Source organism: Lyngbya sp. PCC 8106, assembly GCF_000169095.1.
GTDB lineage: Bacteria > Cyanobacteriota > Cyanobacteriia > Cyanobacteriales > Microcoleaceae > Capilliphycus.
The window spans coordinates 1-19,350 of sequence record NZ_AAVU01000073.1; the positions used below are offsets into that span (position 1 = coordinate 1).

General features: G+C 44.0%; 16 protein-coding genes and 1 pseudogene. 14 read left to right on the forward strand and 3 right to left on the reverse strand.

All coding sequences use genetic code 11. The features are described 5' to 3' along the window. Window positions 1-390, forward strand: a pseudogene (locus tag L8106_RS34375) (peptidase S8); the annotation flags it as partial. A 70-nt stretch (window positions 391-460) separates the two neighbouring features. On the opposite strand, the gene tsaD reads toward L8106_RS34375, so the two are convergent. Beyond that, the gene (gene tsaD / locus L8106_RS27795; RefSeq protein WP_009787897.1) at window positions 461-1,504 is read right to left on the reverse strand and encodes a tRNA (adenosine(37)-N6)-threonylcarbamoyltransferase complex transferase subunit TsaD; all 1,044 of its coding nucleotides are present in this window, start codon (window positions 1,502-1,504) and stop codon (window positions 461-463) included. Window positions 1,505-1,770: 266 nt separating this feature from the next. Here tsaD and L8106_RS27800 point away from each other — a divergent pair, with 266 nt between their 5' ends. From L8106_RS27800 to L8106_RS27825, 7 genes are all read left to right on the forward strand, one after another. Next, a complete protein-coding gene (locus tag L8106_RS27800) occupies window positions 1,771-2,262 on the forward strand; it encodes a plastocyanin docking protein (protein WP_009787898.1) in 492 nt (163 codons plus the stop codon). Window positions 2,263-2,326: 64 nt separating this feature from the next. Next, window positions 2,327-2,452: a photosystem I reaction center subunit IX gene (gene psaJ / locus L8106_RS31140; RefSeq protein ID WP_009787899.1), complete on the forward strand. Its 126-nt coding sequence runs from the start codon at window positions 2,327-2,329 to the stop codon at window positions 2,450-2,452. A 241-nt stretch (window positions 2,453-2,693) separates the two neighbouring features. Beyond that, window positions 2,694-3,506, forward strand: coding sequence for a carbon-nitrogen hydrolase family protein (locus L8106_RS27805; protein ID WP_009787900.1), 813 nt, complete (start codon window positions 2,694-2,696; stop codon window positions 3,504-3,506). Window positions 3,507-3,550: 44 nt separating this feature from the next. Further along, window positions 3,551-4,957, forward strand: coding sequence for a cation:proton antiporter (locus L8106_RS27810; RefSeq protein ID WP_009787901.1), 1,407 nt, complete (start codon window positions 3,551-3,553; stop codon window positions 4,955-4,957). 213 nt (window positions 4,958-5,170) lie between these two features. After that, window positions 5,171-5,701 carry an acetolactate synthase small subunit gene (gene ilvN, locus L8106_RS27815; protein ID WP_009787902.1) on the forward strand — a complete coding sequence of 177 codons (531 nt, stop codon included), beginning with the start codon at window positions 5,171-5,173 and terminating at the stop codon, window positions 5,699-5,701. A gap of 182 nt (window positions 5,702-5,883) precedes the next feature. After that, the gene (locus L8106_RS27820; RefSeq protein WP_039897451.1) at window positions 5,884-6,285 is read left to right on the forward strand and encodes a response regulator; all 402 of its coding nucleotides are present in this window, start codon (window positions 5,884-5,886) and stop codon (window positions 6,283-6,285) included. Between the two features lie 232 nt (window positions 6,286-6,517). Then, on the forward strand, window positions 6,518-8,218 hold the full coding sequence (locus L8106_RS27825) for an ABC-F family ATP-binding cassette domain-containing protein (RefSeq protein ID WP_009787904.1): 1,701 nt from the start codon (window positions 6,518-6,520) through the stop codon (window positions 8,216-8,218). A gap of 51 nt (window positions 8,219-8,269) precedes the next feature. On the opposite strand, the gene L8106_RS27830 is transcribed toward L8106_RS27825, so the two are convergent. Continuing rightward, window positions 8,270-8,833 (reverse strand): FlxA-like family protein, encoded by a 564-nt coding sequence (locus L8106_RS27830; RefSeq protein WP_009787905.1) that lies wholly within the window; start codon window positions 8,831-8,833, stop codon window positions 8,270-8,272. A gap of 373 nt (window positions 8,834-9,206) precedes the next feature. Beyond that, complete coding sequence (locus L8106_RS27835) at window positions 9,207-10,322, reverse strand: ParM/StbA family protein (RefSeq protein ID WP_009787907.1); 1,116 nt, start codon at window positions 10,320-10,322, stop codon at window positions 9,207-9,209. A 460-nt stretch (window positions 10,323-10,782) separates the two neighbouring features. Between L8106_RS27835 and ftsH2 the strand changes: the two genes are divergently transcribed. The 6 genes from ftsH2 to L8106_RS30120 all read left to right on the forward strand — a co-directional run. Further along, window positions 10,783-12,669, forward strand: a complete 1,887-nt coding sequence (gene ftsH2 / locus L8106_RS27845; RefSeq protein WP_009787909.1) for an ATP-dependent zinc metalloprotease FtsH2 — start codon at window positions 10,783-10,785, stop codon at window positions 12,667-12,669. A gap of 134 nt (window positions 12,670-12,803) precedes the next feature. Then, window positions 12,804-14,114, forward strand: a complete 1,311-nt coding sequence (locus L8106_RS27850; protein ID WP_009787910.1) for an aminopeptidase P N-terminal domain-containing protein — start codon at window positions 12,804-12,806, stop codon at window positions 14,112-14,114. 839 nt (window positions 14,115-14,953) lie between these two features. Next, window positions 14,954-15,217, forward strand: a complete 264-nt coding sequence (locus tag L8106_RS27855; RefSeq protein ID WP_009787911.1) for a hypothetical protein — start codon at window positions 14,954-14,956, stop codon at window positions 15,215-15,217. 62 nt (window positions 15,218-15,279) lie between these two features. Next, complete coding sequence (gene thrB / locus L8106_RS27860) at window positions 15,280-16,221, forward strand: homoserine kinase (protein ID WP_009787912.1); 942 nt, start codon at window positions 15,280-15,282, stop codon at window positions 16,219-16,221. Between the two features lie 372 nt (window positions 16,222-16,593). Continuing rightward, window positions 16,594-17,331, forward strand: a complete 738-nt coding sequence (locus L8106_RS27865) for a precorrin-2 C(20)-methyltransferase (RefSeq protein ID WP_039897455.1) — start codon at window positions 16,594-16,596, stop codon at window positions 17,329-17,331. A 208-nt stretch (window positions 17,332-17,539) separates the two neighbouring features. Next, window positions 17,540-19,350, forward strand: a 1,811-nt coding sequence (locus tag L8106_RS30120) for an energy transducer TonB (protein WP_009787914.1), incomplete at its 3' end; no start/stop codon positions are given.

The following is a 19,350-nucleotide window of genomic DNA, read 5'->3' on the forward strand; positions in this document are numbered from 1 at the left end:
AATGATCGGCTTAACGGAGAGAGTGAAAATGACACTTTATTTGGAGGTCAAGGAAATGACTTCTTAACTGGAGGGATAGGTAATGATATTTTAAGTGGAGATCGAGGTCAAGATATTCTGACTGGGGGTTTGAATTCAGATGTCTTTATTCTCTCCAACTCAGCAGCAACGGCTGATTTTACTCAAGCTGATATTATTACCGATTTTCAAGTTGGAGTTGACCAGATTGGTTTAACTGAAGGATTAAGTCCTATAAACCTGAACTTAGTTCCTGCTAATTTACTGGGTAATCCCGGCACTCTCATCATTAACAATAGCTCAAATACAGCATTAGGATTTGTGAGCAACATTTCTGCTAATACCCTTTGGGATAGTTTTATTTCAGTTTAAGATATCGGAAACAGTCAAGAGGGCGCAAGCACAGATGCCTTTACGGAACATCTTTTGACCTGTTCACTGATTACTGGTGACTGTAAAGCTGCATTAGATCTTCTATTTTGAGCCGAGAAGCCGCTCCTAACGTTAAAGATGAAGAATGACCTCGATTGAGATGATCGCAGGCTGCACAGGCAATCATAGCGGCGTTATCAGTACAAAATTTCAAGGGGGGAAACAAGACTTGGATATTATGCTGACTCGCGACGTGTTGCAGATGTTGGCGTAAACGACTATTTGCTGCAACCCCTCCACCTATTGCAATTGTATTCAGTCCATAATCTAACGCACAGGCGATCGCACGTTTCGTTAAACTGTTGACCACCGTTTGCTGAAAACTAGCCGCAATATCGTTAACGGGTAATTCTTGAGAGGTTTCCAGCTTTTGAACCAGACGCAACACAGCAGTTTTTAAGCCACTAAAACTAGAGTCGTAGGGATGATAACCCCCATTCGGTTGAGAAATTTTCCCTTCTGGCAATGCAAAAGCTTCAGGATTTCCCTCCGTTGCCAGTTTATCAATAATCGGGCCACCTGGATAGCCTAAATTGAGTAATCGGGCCACTTTATCAAACGCTTCCCCAGCAGCATCATCTCGGGTTTGACCGAGAGTTTCGTAAATTCCGCAGTCTTGGACTCGAATTAAACTGGTATGACCTCCTGAGACCAACAAACACAAAAAAGGCGGTTGTAAGTCCGTTTGAGTCAAATAGGTGGCATAAATGTGACCTTCGAGGTGATGAACGCCTAAAAAGGGCTTTTGGTGTACAATTGCGAGAGTTTTTGCCGCCGTGATCCCAATTAACAAAGCACCCACCAGCCCAGGGGCGCAGGTCGCAGCAATACCATCAATTTCTGTCCAGGTGAGGCTAGCTTCTTCCAAAGCCTGGTCAATGAGAATATTAATCGCTTCGAGATGTTGACGGGAAGCAATTTCGGGGACAACACCGCCATAAGGTTGATGAACGGCAATTTGAGATGCGACAACATTGCTGCAAACTTTACGATTTTTTACAATTGCAACCCCGGTTTCGTCACAACTTGTTTCAATTGCTAAAACTGTCGCCATTGACTGATAAATTCTTTATGAAACGATCGGAGCTACGATGAGTAGCTTCATCATGATTATCTAGGGTACACCCTAACTTCGGGGATATCCTAAAATAACCTCAGTAAAAAGAAACCCCCGAAAAACCGACTCAGATGGGTCAACGGGAGTGTTTCACTGTCGGATATCTTGTCCAATGCTCGGAAGAATTCAGATAGCTTCTTAACGAGCGGTCTGAAACAATTGTACATAAAACTTATTGTTTTGTAACAAAAGGAAACCTTTCTATGCGACGATTGTTGGCTGTAGTCTTAGCTCTCGGTCTGTGGATCAGTTTTGTTCCCAGTGCATCCGCGTACAACTTAACCCCTTGTTCAGAATCAGCAGCATTTCAGCAACGGGCGAAAACTTCCGTTGCGAATAGTCCTAGCCCTGATCTCGCGAAAGCACGGTTTGAACGGTATTCTCAAGCATTATGTGGAGAAGATGGTCTTCCTCACTTAATCGTAGATGGTAGCCTCGCTCACGCAGGTGAATTCTTGATTCCCAGTATCTTATTCCTGTACATCGCCGGATGGATTGGCTGGGTAGGTCGTGCTTACCTCCAATATGCAGCCAAACAAGGTAAGAATGCGACCGAAAAAGAGATTATTATCGACGTTCCGGTAGCCGTTAAATTTATGTTAGGCGGCTTTATCTGGCCTTTAGCAGCCCTCAAAGAAGCCACCTCTGGCGAAATGTTTGCCAAGGATAACGAAATTACAGTTTCACCCCGCTAGTCGGGTTAGAGCCGATCAACCCATTGTGTTCTGTGTCAATAACGTTTAAAGGAGATCTCATCTCATGCAGTATTTTCTCAAATATCTCTCCACTGCACCTGTCCTAGCAGCAGCTTGGTTTGTGATTACAGCGGGAATCTTAATTGAATTCAATCGTTTCTTCCCCGATCTTCTGTTTCATCCGCTATAAACGGTAATAGCATTTAGAAAAATTCAGGGGGGCGGAGGGCATAGAAGTGTCAACTTCAAAGCGTAAAGATTAAAGTCTTGTCTGTCCTGTCAATGGGATAAACTGCGATTTCCAACGGTCAATCCCAAGTCCCCCTGAATCATTCAATCAGCAAATCAAAATCTCCCGTTATTTGATTTTTCGGTAACAGTGAGAGTGATGAAAAACCTTTAGCTACTGTCCCTAAATCGTCTTTGGCTCTATGAGATCCTATCTTGTTGCTGCAATTCAAATGACAAGTTTGCCCGAGCTACAAAAAAATTTAGCGGAGGCGCTAGAGTTAATTGATTTAGCCGTGCGTCGAGGGGCAGAGCTAGTCTGCTTACCCGAGAATTTTTCATTTATGGGCGAAGAAGCCGAAAAATTAGCTCAAGCCCGTGAAATTGCAGCACAAACCGAAAAATTTCTTCATACCACCGCCCAACGCTTTCAGGTGACATTACTAGCGGGAGGATTTCCAGTTCCGAGCGAAAGTGGCAAAGTTTATAATACAGCCTTACTAATTGATCCGAGTGGGAATGAATTGGCTCGATATCAGAAAGTGCATTTATTCGATGTGAATCTGCCCGATGGGAACAACTACCAAGAATCCTTTACCGTCATGGCAGGTCAACAGTTACCATCAGTTTACAAGTCCGAGGAACTCGGCAATTTAGGCTTATCAGTTTGCTATGATGTGAGATTTCCCGAACTGTATCGCCATTTATCCAGTCAAGGCGCCGAGGTTCTGTTTGTTCCGGCGGCTTTTACCGCTTATACCGGAAAAGATCATTGGGAAGTGTTGCTGAAAGCTAGAGCCATCGAAAATAGCTGTTATGTGGTTGCACCCGCCCAAACCGGAAATCACTATGGTCGGCGCTACACTCACGGTCATGCGATGATTATCGATCCTTGGGGTGTGATCTTAGATGATGCCGGAGATCAACCCGGTGTGGCGATCGCTGAAATTCAACCGACTCGCCTCGAACAAGTACGGGTGCAGATGCCCAGTCTCAAACATCGAGTATTTTTGTAGGACAACATTCAGTTAAACTAAACACGATGAGTTCTGCGGAATAGATGATTGATCTCGTTGCCGGGGTGAGTTCTTCCCCTGTTTTTTTCCATATATCTGATACTTTCCCCTTGCTGGCAACAGCGACAGAAGAAGCCTCTGCGGAACCTGAATCCGTTATCGTTTTATGCGGAGTGTTGCTGAGTTTAGTTGCCATTTTCATCGCCAGTAAAGCGGGCGGAGAATTTTTCAACTGGTTAGGGTTTCCACCCGTTTTGGGTGAACTGGTTGGGGGTGTAGTGATCGGTGTCTCTGCCCTCCATTTAGTTGTATTTCCCGAAAATGGAGATCATACCAGCTCCCTGATTATGAGCATTTTACAAGCGACAACCGGATTAGAACCTGATGCCGCTCAAGCCACCTATGAAGCTCAAAGTGAAGTCCTTTCTGTTCTGGCCGAATTAGGGGTAATTGTCTTGTTGTTTGAAATTGGATTAGAGTCCAACGTCAGACAACTGCTAGAAGTCGGTGTTCAGTCTCTACTGGTAGCAGTCGTTGGGGTGACAGTTCCCTTTGTTGCAGGTACCGCTGGCTTAATTTTGATTTTCCATACCCCAACAGTTGCAGCGATTTTTGCAGGTGCCGCATTAACCGCAACGAGTATTGGTATCACATCACGGGTACTCGCAGAAATCGGCCAACTCTCCTCTACAGAGGGTCAGATTATTCTGGGTGCGGCGGTGATGGATGATATTTTGGGGATTATTGTTTTGGCTGTTGTTGCGAGTTTAGCCAAAACTGGAGAAATCGATGTTCTCAATACCGTCTACCTGATTATCAGTGCAAGTATTTTTCTCGTCGGTGCGATTCTCCTGGGCCGCTTTTTCAACAATAGTTTTGTTGCTGTTGCCAAACAGTTCAAAACTCGGGGTCGAGTGGTGATTCCGGCTTTAACGCTCGCACTTGTTCTCTCTTATATTGCGGCAGCGATTAACTTAGAAGCGATTTTAGGGGCGTTTGCGGCCGGTTTAGTTCTTGATGAGACGGACATTGAAGACCAACATTTAGAGGATCTGATTATACCGATTGCGGATGTGATTGTTCCGGTTTTCTTTGTCACTGTGGGAACAAAAACCGATTTGAGTGTTCTCAATCCTGCTATCCCCGAAAATCGAGAAGGATTAATTATTGCCTCATTTCTGATTGTGGTAGCCATGATTGGGAAAGTTGTTTCAGGTTGGAGCGTTTTTGGCATCCCTCAAGTGAATCGTTTAGCCATTGGGGTCGGAATGATTCCTCGGGGCGAAGTTGGACTCGTCTTTGCCGCTGTGGGTTCTGATAGTGGGGCGCTTTCACCAGCTTTGGATGTTGCGATTATTTTAATGGTGATTTTGACAACCTTTGTCGCGCCGCCTCTGTTGCGAGTGGTGATGAAAACAGAGGAAGTTGCCGAACCCGAAACTTCTAGCTAGCTCAAAACCATTCGGCAGATAGTGAACCGTTTCTGTAGGGATAATTGCTCGATTATCCCTATCCCTCACTTGTTCGCTCAAAAAACTGTTCCTAGAGCTGCTGTTCCTAGAGCCACCGTTCCCTGTAAACTGATAACTGTAAAAAGTGGTCAAAGGTTTCCGATAAAATCGAGAGATGCAAATTTTTGACTTTGATCAAGCTCAAGTTTTGAGATGAAACATACTCTTTCTGTTTTAGTAGAAGACGAAGCAGGTGTTCTAACTCGTATTGCGGGTTTATTTGCACGTCGGGGTTTTAATATTGAAAGTCTGGCAGTAGGGCCTGCTGAACAAAGTGGTATTTCTCGGATTACCATGATTGTTCCAGGAGATGACCGAATTATTGAGCAGATTACCAAACAACTCTACAAATTGATTAATGTCCTCAAAGTCCAGGATATTACTGAAGTTCCCTGTGTTGAACGGGAGTTGCTGCTGCTCAAGATTAACTGTAATGGTAGTGCGATGCGTTCAGAAATTATTGAACTGGCTCATATTTTCCGAGCGCGTGTGGTTGATATTGGGGAAAGCACCCTGACGGTTGAAGTGGTCGGAGATCCTGGAAAAATGGTTGCTATTATTCAAGTCCTGAGTCGATTTGGTATCCGTGAAATTGCTCGCACTGGGAAGGTCGCTCTGACTCGTGAGTCGGGTGTTAATACTGAGTTTCTCAAAAGTCAGCCGATGGAAACCAGTCGTCTCTAAGTTCTGTTGAGTAGACGGCAGCTAATGCAGATGGGATGAAAAATATATGATAGGTTAGAAGACGAATCGATAATAAGTACAGGTTGCGCTTTCGTGCTTTTCTTTGTGATCAAGTCGAGCAAAACCTGTGCCTGAGGTCAGCCAGCAACTAAACGCTCAAGAGTGCGCTTCCCAATCTAGAGATGCCCAAATCCAAACTAAAGCTCATGGTGGTTGATGATGAGCAGGATAACCTCGATCTGATTTACAGAACGTTTCGCCGTCATTTTCCAACTTTTCTTGCAAATAGTCCAGCCACCGCAATGCAAATGATAGATGTGGAAGGAGAAATGGCGATCATTATTTCTGATCAAAGTATGCCGGAAATGACGGGGATTGAATTTCTCAGCAAAATTAGCGCTCGCTTCCCTAATACCATTCGGATTCTGTTAACGGGTTACTCTGAGGATGCTCTTGAAGATGACCCAGACCTGATTAGTGCGGCTCAAATTTATAAATGTGTCACTAAGCCTTGGGACCCTGAAGACCTGAAAACAATTGTTCAACAAGCCGCAGAAGTCTATCAAGCGAGTTTACAGCAATGATCACTTACCCATTATTGAACTGTTAAAAGGCAATCGGCAGAAGTCAGAAGATATTCATGCTAAAAGCAACATCTCCCAACCTCCCCATCTTTCCATTTCCAATACCTGTTCACTGGTCACTGTAATCGGGGGTTAATTTTTGTTAAGATTGATTCGATCAAAGAATGTATAACGCCCTGATCTGCGGGCTAGATTCTCTGCACCCTTACCTTGCCGTCTTGGAAAATACCTGATGCTGCGACTCGAACATATTAGTAAAATTTACCCCACGGGCGTTATTCTCAAAGATATAAATTGGGAAGTCAAGCCTGGAGAGCGAACTGGGTTGGTGGGTGTCAACGGAGCCGGAAAAACCACTCAACTCAAAATTATTGCAGGTGAAGTAGAGCCAACATCTGGACAAATCATTCGTCCTGCAAGTCTCAATATGTCTTATTTGACTCAAGAATTTGAAGTTGATCCGACTCGCACGGTTCGCGAAGAATTTTGGACTGTTTTTACCGAAGCCAATACTATTCAAGAGTCGCTGGCTCAGGTACAACGGGATATGGAAACCGCCAGTCCTGAAGAACTTGATTCTCTGATTATCAAATTGGATCGTTTCCAACGTCAATTTGAAGGGATTCATGGCTATGCTTTAGAGGCACAAATTGAGAAGATTTTACCAGAGATGGGGTTTGATCCCGAAGATGGCGATCGCCTGGTGAGTGCCTTTAGTGGCGGTTGGCAAATGCGAATGAGTTTAGGAAAAATCCTCCTGCAAAATCCTGATTTATTGCTCCTCGATGAACCGACAAACCACCTCGATTTACAAACGATTGAGTGGTTAGAAACCTATCTGAAGGGGTTAACAACTCCGATGGTGATTGTTTCCCATGACCGAGAATTTTTAGATCGTCTTTGTACGCAAGTGGTCGAAACTGAACGGGGTGTTTCTACGGTTTATTTAGGGAACTATAGTGCGTATCTCGAACAAAAAGCAGAAGCCCAAGTCGCCCAACTGAGTACCTATGAACGTCAACAAAAAGAGCTTGAAAAACAGCAGGCTTTTGTAGATAAATTTCGAGCCAGTGCAACTCGCAGTACCCAAGCAAAAAGTCGTGAAAAACAACTCGATAAGATCGAACGAGTTGAAGCACCAGCTGCCTCTTTAAAAACATTAAAGTTTAAATTTCCTCCGGCACCGCGTAGTGGTCAAAGTGTCGTTGAGATTAAAGACCTCGTTCATATGTATGATGATAAGATTCTGTTTTTAGGAGCAGATTTATCGATAGAACGAGGCGATCGCATTGCCTTTTTAGGGCCGAATGGTTGTGGAAAATCAACCCTTTTGCGCTTTATTATGGGATTAGAGCAACCCAGTGAAGGGAAAGTCAGCTTAGGGAAACATAACGTTATTCCGGGTTATTTTGAGCAAAATCAAGCGGAAGCCTTAGACTTAGATAAAACGGTTCTAGACACCATCCATGATGAGGTTCCCGACTGGAAAAACGAAGAAGTGCGGACACTTTTAGGTCGTTTTTTATTTAGTGGAGAAACAGTCGCGAAGAAAGTAGGGGCTTTGAGTGGAGGAGAAAAAGCGCGACTAGCACTCGCTAAAATGCTCCTACAACCTGTGAATTTACTCATTTTGGACGAACCAACCAATCACTTAGATATTCCCGCGAAGGAGATGCTAGAGGAAGCTCTGCAAAGCTATGACGGAACGGTGATTATCGTTTCTCACGATCGTTATTTTATCTCCAAAGCCGCCAACAAAATTGTAGAAATTCGTGACGGTGAGTTTCGGACTTATTTGGGTGATTATCACTACTATTTGGATAAAATAGAAGAGGAGAAAGAGCAAGAACGATTAGCAAAAATTGCTGCGGAAAAAGCAGATAAAAAAGCAGCGAAAGCAGCGAAAAAGAAAGCCGGAGCTAAACGTAAATAAGTTTGACTTTGTGAACCCAATTCTCTCTGACGGGAAGTCTCTGAATCTTGTCTAAAAATCATCCATCAGCGAACTCAAACGCTGTAATACGGGATCAGATTCTTGTTGAGGAGTGGCTTGGGTTTCAGGTTCCACAGGTTCGGTAACAGGTTCAGAAGATGAAGGGGACGGAGTGATTGGAGACGTAGGTTGAGAAGTCTGTGAACTCGGTTGTAGTGTGATTGCCACTTGTAACTGAGCCAGTTGTTGAGTCATCTGAGTGAGTTGACGTTGGAGGCGTTCAAAACGGTTTCCTTCCTCCGTTAACATTTTCTGTTCTAAATGGGAAAGCTGCTCTTGCAATTGACTAACTTGTTCTTCTAACTTGTGAGAATGATTGGGAGTCAGAGAGATTGAGGAAGAAGAAGTAGTTGTTGTTGGGGTTGGTGTTGCACTCGTCGCGGGAGAGTCAGAAACAAATAAAAATTGCCAGAGTGCTTGCTTGCAAAGATTACTAAACGTCTGATATTTAGTCAGAGATAGCTCTTTTTCTATCGCTTCCCATAAAGCTTGATCGGCAGCATCTTCTGTTGTAAACGTAACTGACTGGGTTAGTTTTTTATTAGCCCGGAACATAATTAAAATTAAAAGTTTCTGCCTGCAAGAGATTCAGTAGACTGCTAATTTAGAGAAGGCACTCACCCCACTTATGTGACCTTTGATCAAGACTTTCTTTTACCTTGCTGATCGATTTTCAAGCCTACAGCCTTTAGCGATGCGATCGCGGGTCGGGTCTTGACTCGAAAGTTTTGTCAATCTTGATCAATCTTGATCAATTTTGATCAACTCAAAGCCAATTGGTTTCAGTGTACCAAAATTCTTGCCTAATTTCGGCATTCAGCCCGCCCTGCTGGTTCTCACTCGTCAGAAAGAATAGAGACGAAAAACAGAGATAATCGCTGCTCAACTGAGGAGTTGAGATCGGGCGGGTTGAACTCAAGAAAACTCTCTATCGTTTAACCTGTTGAGCTTCGCCGTAAACAAACTGTCCTAAAGCATTCGCCTTGCGAGCGGGTTGAGCCAAATGCGCTCTGAGTTGAGCTTGTTTGAGAAGGGGTTGGAGATCTTCCCAGAAAAACTCACCACCGCCCCCAGTGAGAACCACATCTGTGACTCGTTCGGGGAGCCATTCCACTAACCGAGAGGAGAGTTCTTGGGCAAATTTTTTCCGTAACTCCGGTACAATTTCATCCAAATTCACAGGTTTTGCTGAACCCCGAGGACGATAGAAGCGTTGACCTGCGGGACGATGAACAGCTTCTAACAAATATAAAGACTGACTATCTGCGCCTTCAATTTTCGTGGCCACTTCTTCATAAAACTTACTCATGGCAAACACTTCACTCTGGGAAACCCCTCGGGCAAACCGGAAACGATCAACCGTTAAAAAGTCTGTGGTTTGATGTCCGACATCCACAATAGCCACAGATAAATCGGCAAAATTAGGAGTTTCCTTGCTTTTTTGAGCTTCACACCAAATCAGACTACCATAGCCCTCCGGCATGACTCGTACACTCTTAATATCAATGGTGATTTGGTCAGCTCTAAACAGCAGAACATGAGGCCCCATCAATAGACTAATAATCTGTTCCTTTTCGCGTTCAAACTGTTCTTGCGAGTAGAACGGTAAGCCTAAGATGACCTCGACATCACCTTTCATCTTAAAATATCCTGCACAGGCAAAGATCTTGATCAAAGCATCATTGACCTTTGAGGGACTGTCCGTGTCATTTCCACCAAATAGGTTCGCCCCAAAATCTGCTGCGAGTTGACCGATTGCAAAACCATCTCCCCGGTATTCTAGCCACAGATCCAATAAAGGGTCAGTATTCTCGGACTCAAACCCACCCCCTCGCGCTTTTTCAACCGTAAGCTGGGCGACATTCGAGGGAATGAACACCACTTCGTTTGGGTTGCGACTGACGCAAGCTTTGGTTGATGTTCGTCCCAAATCCACACTCAGAATCGTTCTCCGACTACTGGTTGTAGTCGTCGTTGTTTGTCGGTTCATAATCGTGTTCGGGCCAACTGCTGGCTGTCCGACTGGCTGTTTATTACTTTGCATTAGAATTAATTACCTCAAGCAGACTCAAAATTATAATGCCCGATCTCTACACCATTTACACCCCTAACATTTTCACATAGACAGAGAATCTAAAGTGAAATCGGATCGAAGTGTTGAAAATATTGGGTATCGGTGTAGACTCCTAACCCAGTCAAATCTAGCCAGACGTAGCAAAAAGAAAACTTAGAGCGTCAACGATCTGCGAGTCTGGGCTTTCTTGATAGATTTTGTGGGGTATCGCGTCCCTCAACCCTTGATTTTTTCTCGGGACTGAATGCCATCCCTTTCCTTTCTGTGGGTTCCCTTTGCCCGTCACTTTACCACAAGGATGAATTGCTGCTGTTGCTCGATCCGCGATCATTACGTTAAATTTAATTAAGATTATGAATAATCCAGTCAGCAGTTCACCCGCACTGCTGTTTGACAAAATAGGTTTACAAGATCAGAGGCAACTGAGTTTATGAAAACAACATGGAGAACGATACTACTTTGGACATTACCAGCGTTAGTGATCGGGTTTTTCCTTTGGCAGGGAGCATTTAGCCCTTCTGCTACTGAGATGAGTAACAACACCGCCAGTACCCGCATGAGTTATGGCCGCTTCTTAGACTACCTCAATGCCGGCCGTGTCACCAGCGTTGACCTCTATGATGGGGGTCGCACAGCGATCGTTGAGGCGGTCGATCCCCAACTTGATAACCGTGTACAACGGCTGCGGGTGGATTTACCCAACAACACACCTGAACTCATCTCTCGCCTGCGAGATGCCCAAATTAGCTTCGATACCCATCCTCCTCGCAATGATGGGGCGATTTGGGGATTGCTCGGCAATCTGATTTTCCCGATTTTATTAATTGCAGGTTTATTCTTCCTGTTCCGTCGCTCTAATAATGTTCCTGGTGGCCCCGGTCAAGCCATGAGCTTCGGGAAGTCCAAGGCCCGGTTCCAAATGGAAGCCAAAACCGGAGTCCTATTTGATGATGTCGCGGGAGTTGAAGAAGCCAAAGAAGAACTGCAAGAGGTTGTTACTTTCCTCAAAAAACCCGAACGCTTTACCGCAGTCGGCGCCCGCATTCCCAAAGGAGTGTTATTAGTCGGCCCTCCCGGAACCGGGAAAACCCTCTTAGCGAAAGCGATCGCAGGAGAAGCCGGAGTTCCTTTCTTTAGTATTTCCGGTTCAGAATTTGTAGAAATGTTTGTCGGAGTCGGTGCCTCTCGGGTACGTGACTTATTTAAAAAAGCAAAGGAAACCGCTCCTTGTATCATCTTTATTGATGAAATTGATGCCGTTGGCCGTCAGCGCGGTGCCGGAATTGGGGGCGGAAATGACGAACGCGAACAAACCCTCAACCAGTTACTGACTGAAATGGATGGTTTTGAAGGCAATACTGGAATTATCATCATTGCTGCAACCAACCGTCCTGATGTCCTCGACTCGGCTTTACTCCGTCCTGGACGTTTTGACCGACAAGTTTCTGTAGATGCTCCCGATGTTAAAGGTCGTCTGGAAATCTTAGATGTTCACGCCCGCAATAAAAAACTGGCTGAAGATATTTCTTTAGAAACAATTGCTCGTCGGACTCCGGGCTTTACCGGGGCGGATCTGGCTAACCTTCTCAATGAAGCCGCTATCCTCACTGCTCGTCGCCGTAAAGAAGCGATCACCATGTCAGAAATCGATGATGCGGTGGATCGGGTGGTTGCGGGAATGGAGGGGACTCCGTTAATTGATGGTAAAAGTAAGCGCTTGATCGCTTATCACGAAGTCGGTCACGCGATCGTCGGAACTTTGATCAAACATCACGATCCGGTTCAAAAGGTAACTTTGATTCCTCGGGGCCAAGCTCGCGGTTTAACCTGGTTTATCCCGGATGAGGAACAAGGTTTAATTTCACGAGCGCAAATTCTCGCCCGGATTACAGGCGCCTTAGGGGGTCGAGCCGCAGAAGAAGTCATTTTTGGGGATTCAGAGGTGACAACAGGCGCAGGCGGCGACTTACAACAGGTTGCTGGAATGGCTCGGCAGATGGTGACTCGTTACGGAATGTCGGATTTAGGGCCGTTGTCGCTAGAGTCTCAGCAAGGTGAGGTGTTCTTAGGTCGTGATTTTGCCACTCGCACCGACTATTCTAATCGGATTGCCTCTCGCATTGATAGCCAAATTAAAGCGATCGCTGATCATTGTCATCAGCAAGCTTGTCAAATTATCCGCGAGAATCGTGTGGTGATTGACCGTTTAGTGGATTTGTTGATCGAGAAAGAAACCATTGATGGTGATGAATTCCGTCAAATTGTGGCAGAGTACACAGAAGTTCCTGAAAAAGAACGCTTTGTTCCTGTTATGTAAGTTTCTCTGAGAAATTAATTCAACTCAAGGTGCGGTTTATACCGTGCCTTTTTTTTGTCATCTGTTTTCCATGTTCTATAAATTAGTATTAAACTAAAGTTAAACAACAATCACCTTAACTTCCAATAGCTTCAATGATCACATCTGTAGAATATCAGCAACGCCGTCAACAGTTAATGGCAAAAATCGGCAACGGTACGGCAATTTTTAGAAGTGCGCCGATGGCGGTAATGCACAACGATGTTGAATATACTTTTCGTCAAGATAGCGATTTTTTCTATGTTACAGGCTTTAACGAACCCAATGCAGTAGCCGTACTTGCACCTCACCACGATGAACATAAATTTGTGCTATTTGTACAACCAAAAGATCCCGAAAAAGAAACCTGGACAGGATATCGCACTGGAGTAGAAAAAGCCAAAGAAGTTTATGGGGCGGATGAGGCTTATCCAATTGCTGAACTTGATGAAAAGTTACCGCAATATTTAAAAACATCAGATCGCATTTTTTACCGTTTAGGACAAGATGAAGCTTTTAATAATAAAGTCCTTAAACATTGGAAAAGATTAATGCGGGTTTATCCTAAAAATGGGACTGGCCCAATTGCGTTACAAGATGCAGGGACGATTCTACATCCGATGCGTTTACTCAAAAGTGAAACGGAATTAGAATTGATGCGAAAAGCAGCTAATATTTCTGTTAAAGCCCATAATCACGCTCGTAATTTTGCCCAAGCTGGACGGTATGAATATGAAGTTCAAGCGGAAATGGAACATCTTTTTGGGTTGAATGGCGGAACACCTGCTTATCCTTCGATTGTGGCTTCTGGGGTGAATGCTTGTATTTTGCATTATATTGAAAATAATCGACAGCTTCAAGAGGGTGATTTATTATTGATTGATGCCGGATGTTCTTATCAATATTATAATGCTGATATTACCCGAACTTTTCCGGTGAGTGGGAAGTTTACTTCCGAACAAAAAACGATTTATGAGATTGTTTTAAAGGCTCAATTGGCAGCGATTGAACAAGTTAAACCCGGTAATCCTTACAAACAAGTTCACGATACAGCCGTGCGGGTTATTGTTGAGGGTTTGATGGATTTAGGACTATTAACCGGAGAGATTGAGGAGATTATTAAAGAGGAAAAATACAAGCCTTTTTATATGCACAGAACGGGTCATTGGTTGGGACTGGATGTGCATGATGTGGGGGTTTATCAGTGGGGAGAAAACCCGCAAGAATTACAACCGGGACAGGTGTTAACGGTTGAACCAGGAATTTATATTTCACCGGAAATCAAACCCGTAGAAGGACAGCCAGAAGTTGATCAACGTTGGCGAGGAATTGGGGTGAGAATTGAGGATGATGTGTTAGTAACGTCGCAAGGTTATGATGTCTTAACTGCGGGTGTTCCGAAGTCTGTTGAGGAGATGGAAAGTTAAAAGAGAAAGATAGAGAGATCGGGAGAATTTTCGCTTAAAAAACTCTCCCTTTCCTCGTTTACTCTATCAAACCTGATGATTGAGGAGATTTGTGAATCAATAAAATTTATGAGCTTTTTTGTGATATTGAATATTAGCATGGGTCAGTTTGATTAACAGATAAACTTAAAATTATTAGTAAAAATATGGAAGCCTGGTTTTTATTTAAAATGATCATATTTAAGGAGATCAAAGCGTTTATATGATTAATCGAGCAATATTGTGGTATTGTATAACAAAGGTCGTGAGTTCAGAAGTAAAACTCGCATCTTCACTTAGTTTGGACATAATTATGGGTATCCTAATTTCTCTGGCGACTCCTACAGAATGAGAGAGAAATTAAATCAATATACTGTGACTGTGAACTTTATATTAACCTTTACTCTCTATCATTAAGTCTATCCTGAAGAAATAGGTCTGGAGATAGAAATAATAGATTTATAAACTTCAGCCTATCTTAATCATTTAATTTCTGGAGAGAACCGAATAACTAGACAACTACACCACAACCATTGAAAATATGTTCTTAGTCAAGATTAAAAGCAGCCTTGAGGAAAGTGTTTATGAGAAATGTTAAATTAGATAAAGGAGAAGAAAATTGACAGAGATAAAAGCTATGGTAGAGTTCAAGGAAAAAAGTTAAAATATTCAATTTAAGGTAAGGTTGCAGACTCTAACCTTAAAAGCAATTATTCTATCGTTAATGAAAACCAGACTGAAAAAAATCTCAATTTTTGAATAAAATTAGCCGAGTGATCTTTGTTTGAAGTTAATAAACCTGTAATCGTTAGGAGAAAGATATGAACGAACGTGATAAATTTATATATCCTAAAAGCCGTTATCGGGGAGAGTTCTCACCCGAACACTTAGTTTTCAATGCCAATATCCAAGAGTTTGCTCACAAGGTAAACTACATTTGTGGCTTAGAAACCAACGGTAAAATCACACCAGACGAAGCCTATCATCGGATCAAAGCACTTTGGAAACAGCTTAAATCTTCTAAAAAGAATCTCCAGATTGGTGAAGGCGGTTCTGATCACAACTCCGAGAGTCCTAACCCTTAATCTGATATTATCAGCCTAAGGCATTAATCTAATGCTGATTTTTGTGGGTCTGAAAACAAAGAATGTCTAAGTCCGTTATCGTTACTGTTCCGGCGACAACTGCCAACATAGGGCCGGGTTTTGATTGTATTGGTGCTGCGTTAACCTTGTATAATCGGTTGAAGATCTCGGAGTGGGAATCACCCCAAACAACAGAGATTTCTAATTCAGTAATCATCACCGTTCAAGGCGTCGATGCTGATCGCCTATCCACCGATCAAACCAATCTCGCCTATCAGGCCTTTGTCAAACTTTATCAGCATTTAGGTCAATCTCCGCCTCCCGTCCAAATAGAGATTAATTTAGGGTTTCCTCTTGCTAGAGGGTTAGGAAGTTCAGCAACAGCTATTGTTGGGGGGTTAGTGGGGGCGAATGCCTTTGCGGGTTCACCCCTGAGTCAAACCGAAGTGATGAACTTAGCGATCGCAATGGAAGGACACCCCGATAACGTGGTTCCGGCGTTGTTGGGAAACTGTCAACTCTCCGTCGCCGCATCAGAAAGCCGTTGGGAAATCTGCGAAATTCCGTGGCATTCTAGTATTGTTCCGATTGTTGCTATCCCTAACTTTGAACTGTCTACAGCGGAGGCTCGTCAAGTCTTACCCACTGAGTATAGTCGAACCGATGCGATTTTTAACACAGCCCATTTTGGCTTGTTAGTGCGAGGCTTAGAAACCGGAGAGGGAAAATGGCTACAAGTCGCGATGCAAGATAGAATACATCAACCCTATCGTCAATCTCTGATTATCGGCTATGAAGCAGTGCATACAGCAGCAATTAATGCGGGGGCTTATGAACTGGTTATTAGTGGTGCCGGGCCAACCCTATTAGCGCTGAGTCCTGCAACTTCGGCGCCGGATGTGGCTTTAGCAATGGCAGAAGCATGGCATCAATTTGGGGTAAAAGTAGAAGTGCGATCGCTACAAATTGACACTCAAGGGGCGGGTGTTGTTGAGGAGAGTTGAGGCGTTTGATTTCAGTCTTGGAAAAGGGGTTGATTTATCGGAGGCTTTTTGATAACATTATAGGGAAGCTTAATAATGGAGGATTAAAAAAAATAAAATTTTAAGACAGATTTCTATTATAAGATAATAATACTTGAGTTTCGCCAAATTTGTCAACCCTCTCAACCCAAAAAAGTCCCAAATTGATCAGTCTTAAAAATAGGTTTCGTCATAGATGATTGCGTTAACTTTCAGTATTTTATAGGGTATGAGAAAGTAGGTTAGGTTAAGGCTACGAAACCCAACAAAAGATTGATAAAATCCCTTGTCATCAAATTGGGATTCACTCCGGTTCAACCCCACCTACAAAAGCGGAAAAATTAGTTATTGCTTGTGAATCATTCATTTGGTATTTTATATGGAGTTAGTGTGGGGCCGGGAGATCCCGAACTGATTACCCTCAAAGGGTTAAATCTGCTCAAAACCGCCCCTGTTGTAGCGTTTCCGGCGGGAGTTCGAGGGAAATCAGGCATTGCTGAGAATATTATTACACCGTGGTTAAATTCTGAGCAAATTCAACTCTCGTTAACCTTTCCCTATGTACAAGATGAAACTATTTTAACCGAAGCTTGGCAACAAGCCGCCCAAGAAGTTTGGGAATATCTCAAAGCCGGACAGGATGTGGTCTTTGCTTGTGAGGGAGATGTTAGTTTTTACAGTACGTTTACTTACTTGGCACAAACTTTAGTACAATTACGTCCTGAAGTGAAAGTGGAGACAATACCCGGAGTTTGTTCTCCTTTGGCTGCGGTTTCCAGTCTGGGACTTCCGCTAACTGTGCGAGATCAACGTTTAGTCGTATTACCTGCGTTGTACACGATGACGGCGTTAGAAATGACTCTGGAACAGGCGGATGTTGTGGTGTTGATGAAAGTGAGTTCGGTGTATGAGCAAGTTTGGCAGGTCTTACAACAGCAAGATTTGCTCAACAATGCCTACGTGGTAGAATGGGCGACGCTCCCTCAACAGAAAATTTATGCGGGATTAAGCGATCGCCCTAATTTGCAATTATCATATTTTTCGTTAATGATTGTGCAGGGGACATCTCAGAAAAAAGACGCAACGGCTTGAGAGGAACGGGTTAGGGTGAGGAGAGTTGTAGCGTTCTCGAAGTAGAGTCCAAGAGATTTTTACCTGATGATTTGACTCAAGCTTGCTATAACATAACAGAATATAAGAGTAGGCAACCCAAGCTCGGTTCACAAATGGGGGCGGTGATCAATCTTCTCCCGGTACCTCAATAGATGCAAGCCGATTTTTAACCTCTAAAATCAATATTATGGATTCTTCTACACCCTTTATCCAATCTGGATTGGCATCATCACTCCGTCAACCTGCTACCATAGCGGCGATCGCTTCGGTGGGAATTCATGCGTTATTTGCCGTTAATATTGAGAAGATTTCATTATTTACCCCAGGCGCTCAACTTCCCCCGAGTGTGGAATTGGTGGAATTATCTGCTGATCAAGTTGGAGGGATCTATCCCCCTCCTCCACCGCAATTTGGCTTAAGTGAATTTACACCTCCCCCGTCTCTCTCTTCGATCTTAGGCGGTGGGCCGACTGTTCCTGCATTTCCTTCTAGTCCTCCTCCTCCTTCTTCTCCGACGTTTACAACGCCTCAGCAAGAGTTGTTCACAATTCCCGTTAACCCTTCAGTCGGAAGTAGAGGAAGCGGTTTACCGTCTTATCCAGAAAGTTATCCAAGTTATCCAGATAACTACTCGTTTGGAACGTTACCCCCTTCTACCAATATTCCCACCTACACTCCGCCCCCAGCGCCTTCTATTCCTGATCAGAATACCTTCCCCGATAAAAATTCTGAGGAATTAGATCGCGCTAGAGAGTTTTATGAACAGCTACAGCGAGGAGAGATTGTTTTCTCCGAAGGGCCTGATCCTTTGGGTCAGTCGGGTATTTTTAACCCCAATACCAATTCTGATGATGAACCGGGAAGCGAACCCCCTCGTTTTCCTCAAAAAGGGCCTACTGATGATATGGCGAGTGCAAATGTTGATCAGGAAACCCCTTCTCAAACCCCTCCAGAGGAATTTAGAGGCTCAATTCTCGCTAATTTAGAAGAAGGCTTAGATCAAGAAGAAAATACCGATGTTGCGGCGAATTCTCAGGGTAACGAGCCTGTGTTTCAGCAACAACAACCCGAAGAACAACCTCAAGGACAACTTTCTAACCAACAAAGGGCAATGTTAGAAGGGGGAAGTCTTTATGTAAATTGGGTTTTGGGTGTTCAGCAGAGTTATCCTGATGTCCAAGGATCTCAGGTTGTTTCTATTTCTGATGTGTATCCTTCTGAGGCTTGCGAACAACAGTTAAGTGGACGAGCATTAGTGGGAGTGGTTGTCGGTTCTGGGGGTGAGATTTTAGCCGGGCCAGAACTGTTGTTGGATACGGGATCTGGAGTTTTGGATAATACAGCAGTTCAAACGGTGCGGGAGTTTGTGACGAGTCAGGCGTCGGGCGGAGGAACTCCTACGGCTTATCAATATGCTTTTAACTTTAATAGCGAAAACTGTGGCGATGTGAGTTCTCCCGAACAAGTACCCCCCCAAGTTACACCGGGAAATTCTCAACCTGCACAAAATAATTCTACTCCTGGGGCAACCACCGAGTCTGAAGATTCTACGGAAAATTCTGTTGTGACACCACCAGAGGATATTTCTGAGACACAACCCGAAATGGAACCCGAAGCGTTACAACCGGAAACCACTCCAGAACCTTCTGAAGCTTTTACAGAGACAGAAACAGAAACTTTAGAAGTGGAACCGGAAGTTTCTCAACCGGAGGCTGTTGGTGAACCGACTGAAATGGAACCGGAAGTTACTCAACCGGATGCTGTTGTCGAACCTCCTTTAGAGATGGAACCGGAAGTTACCCAACCGGATGCTATTGTTGAACCTTCTTTAGAGATGGAACCGGAAGTTACTCAACCCGAAGCTATTGGTGAACCGACTGAAATGGAACCGGAAGTTACTCAACCCGAAGCTATTGGTGAACCGACTGAAATGGAACCGGAAGTTACTCAACCCGAAGCGGTAAGTGAACCGACTGAAATGGAACCAGAAGTTACTCA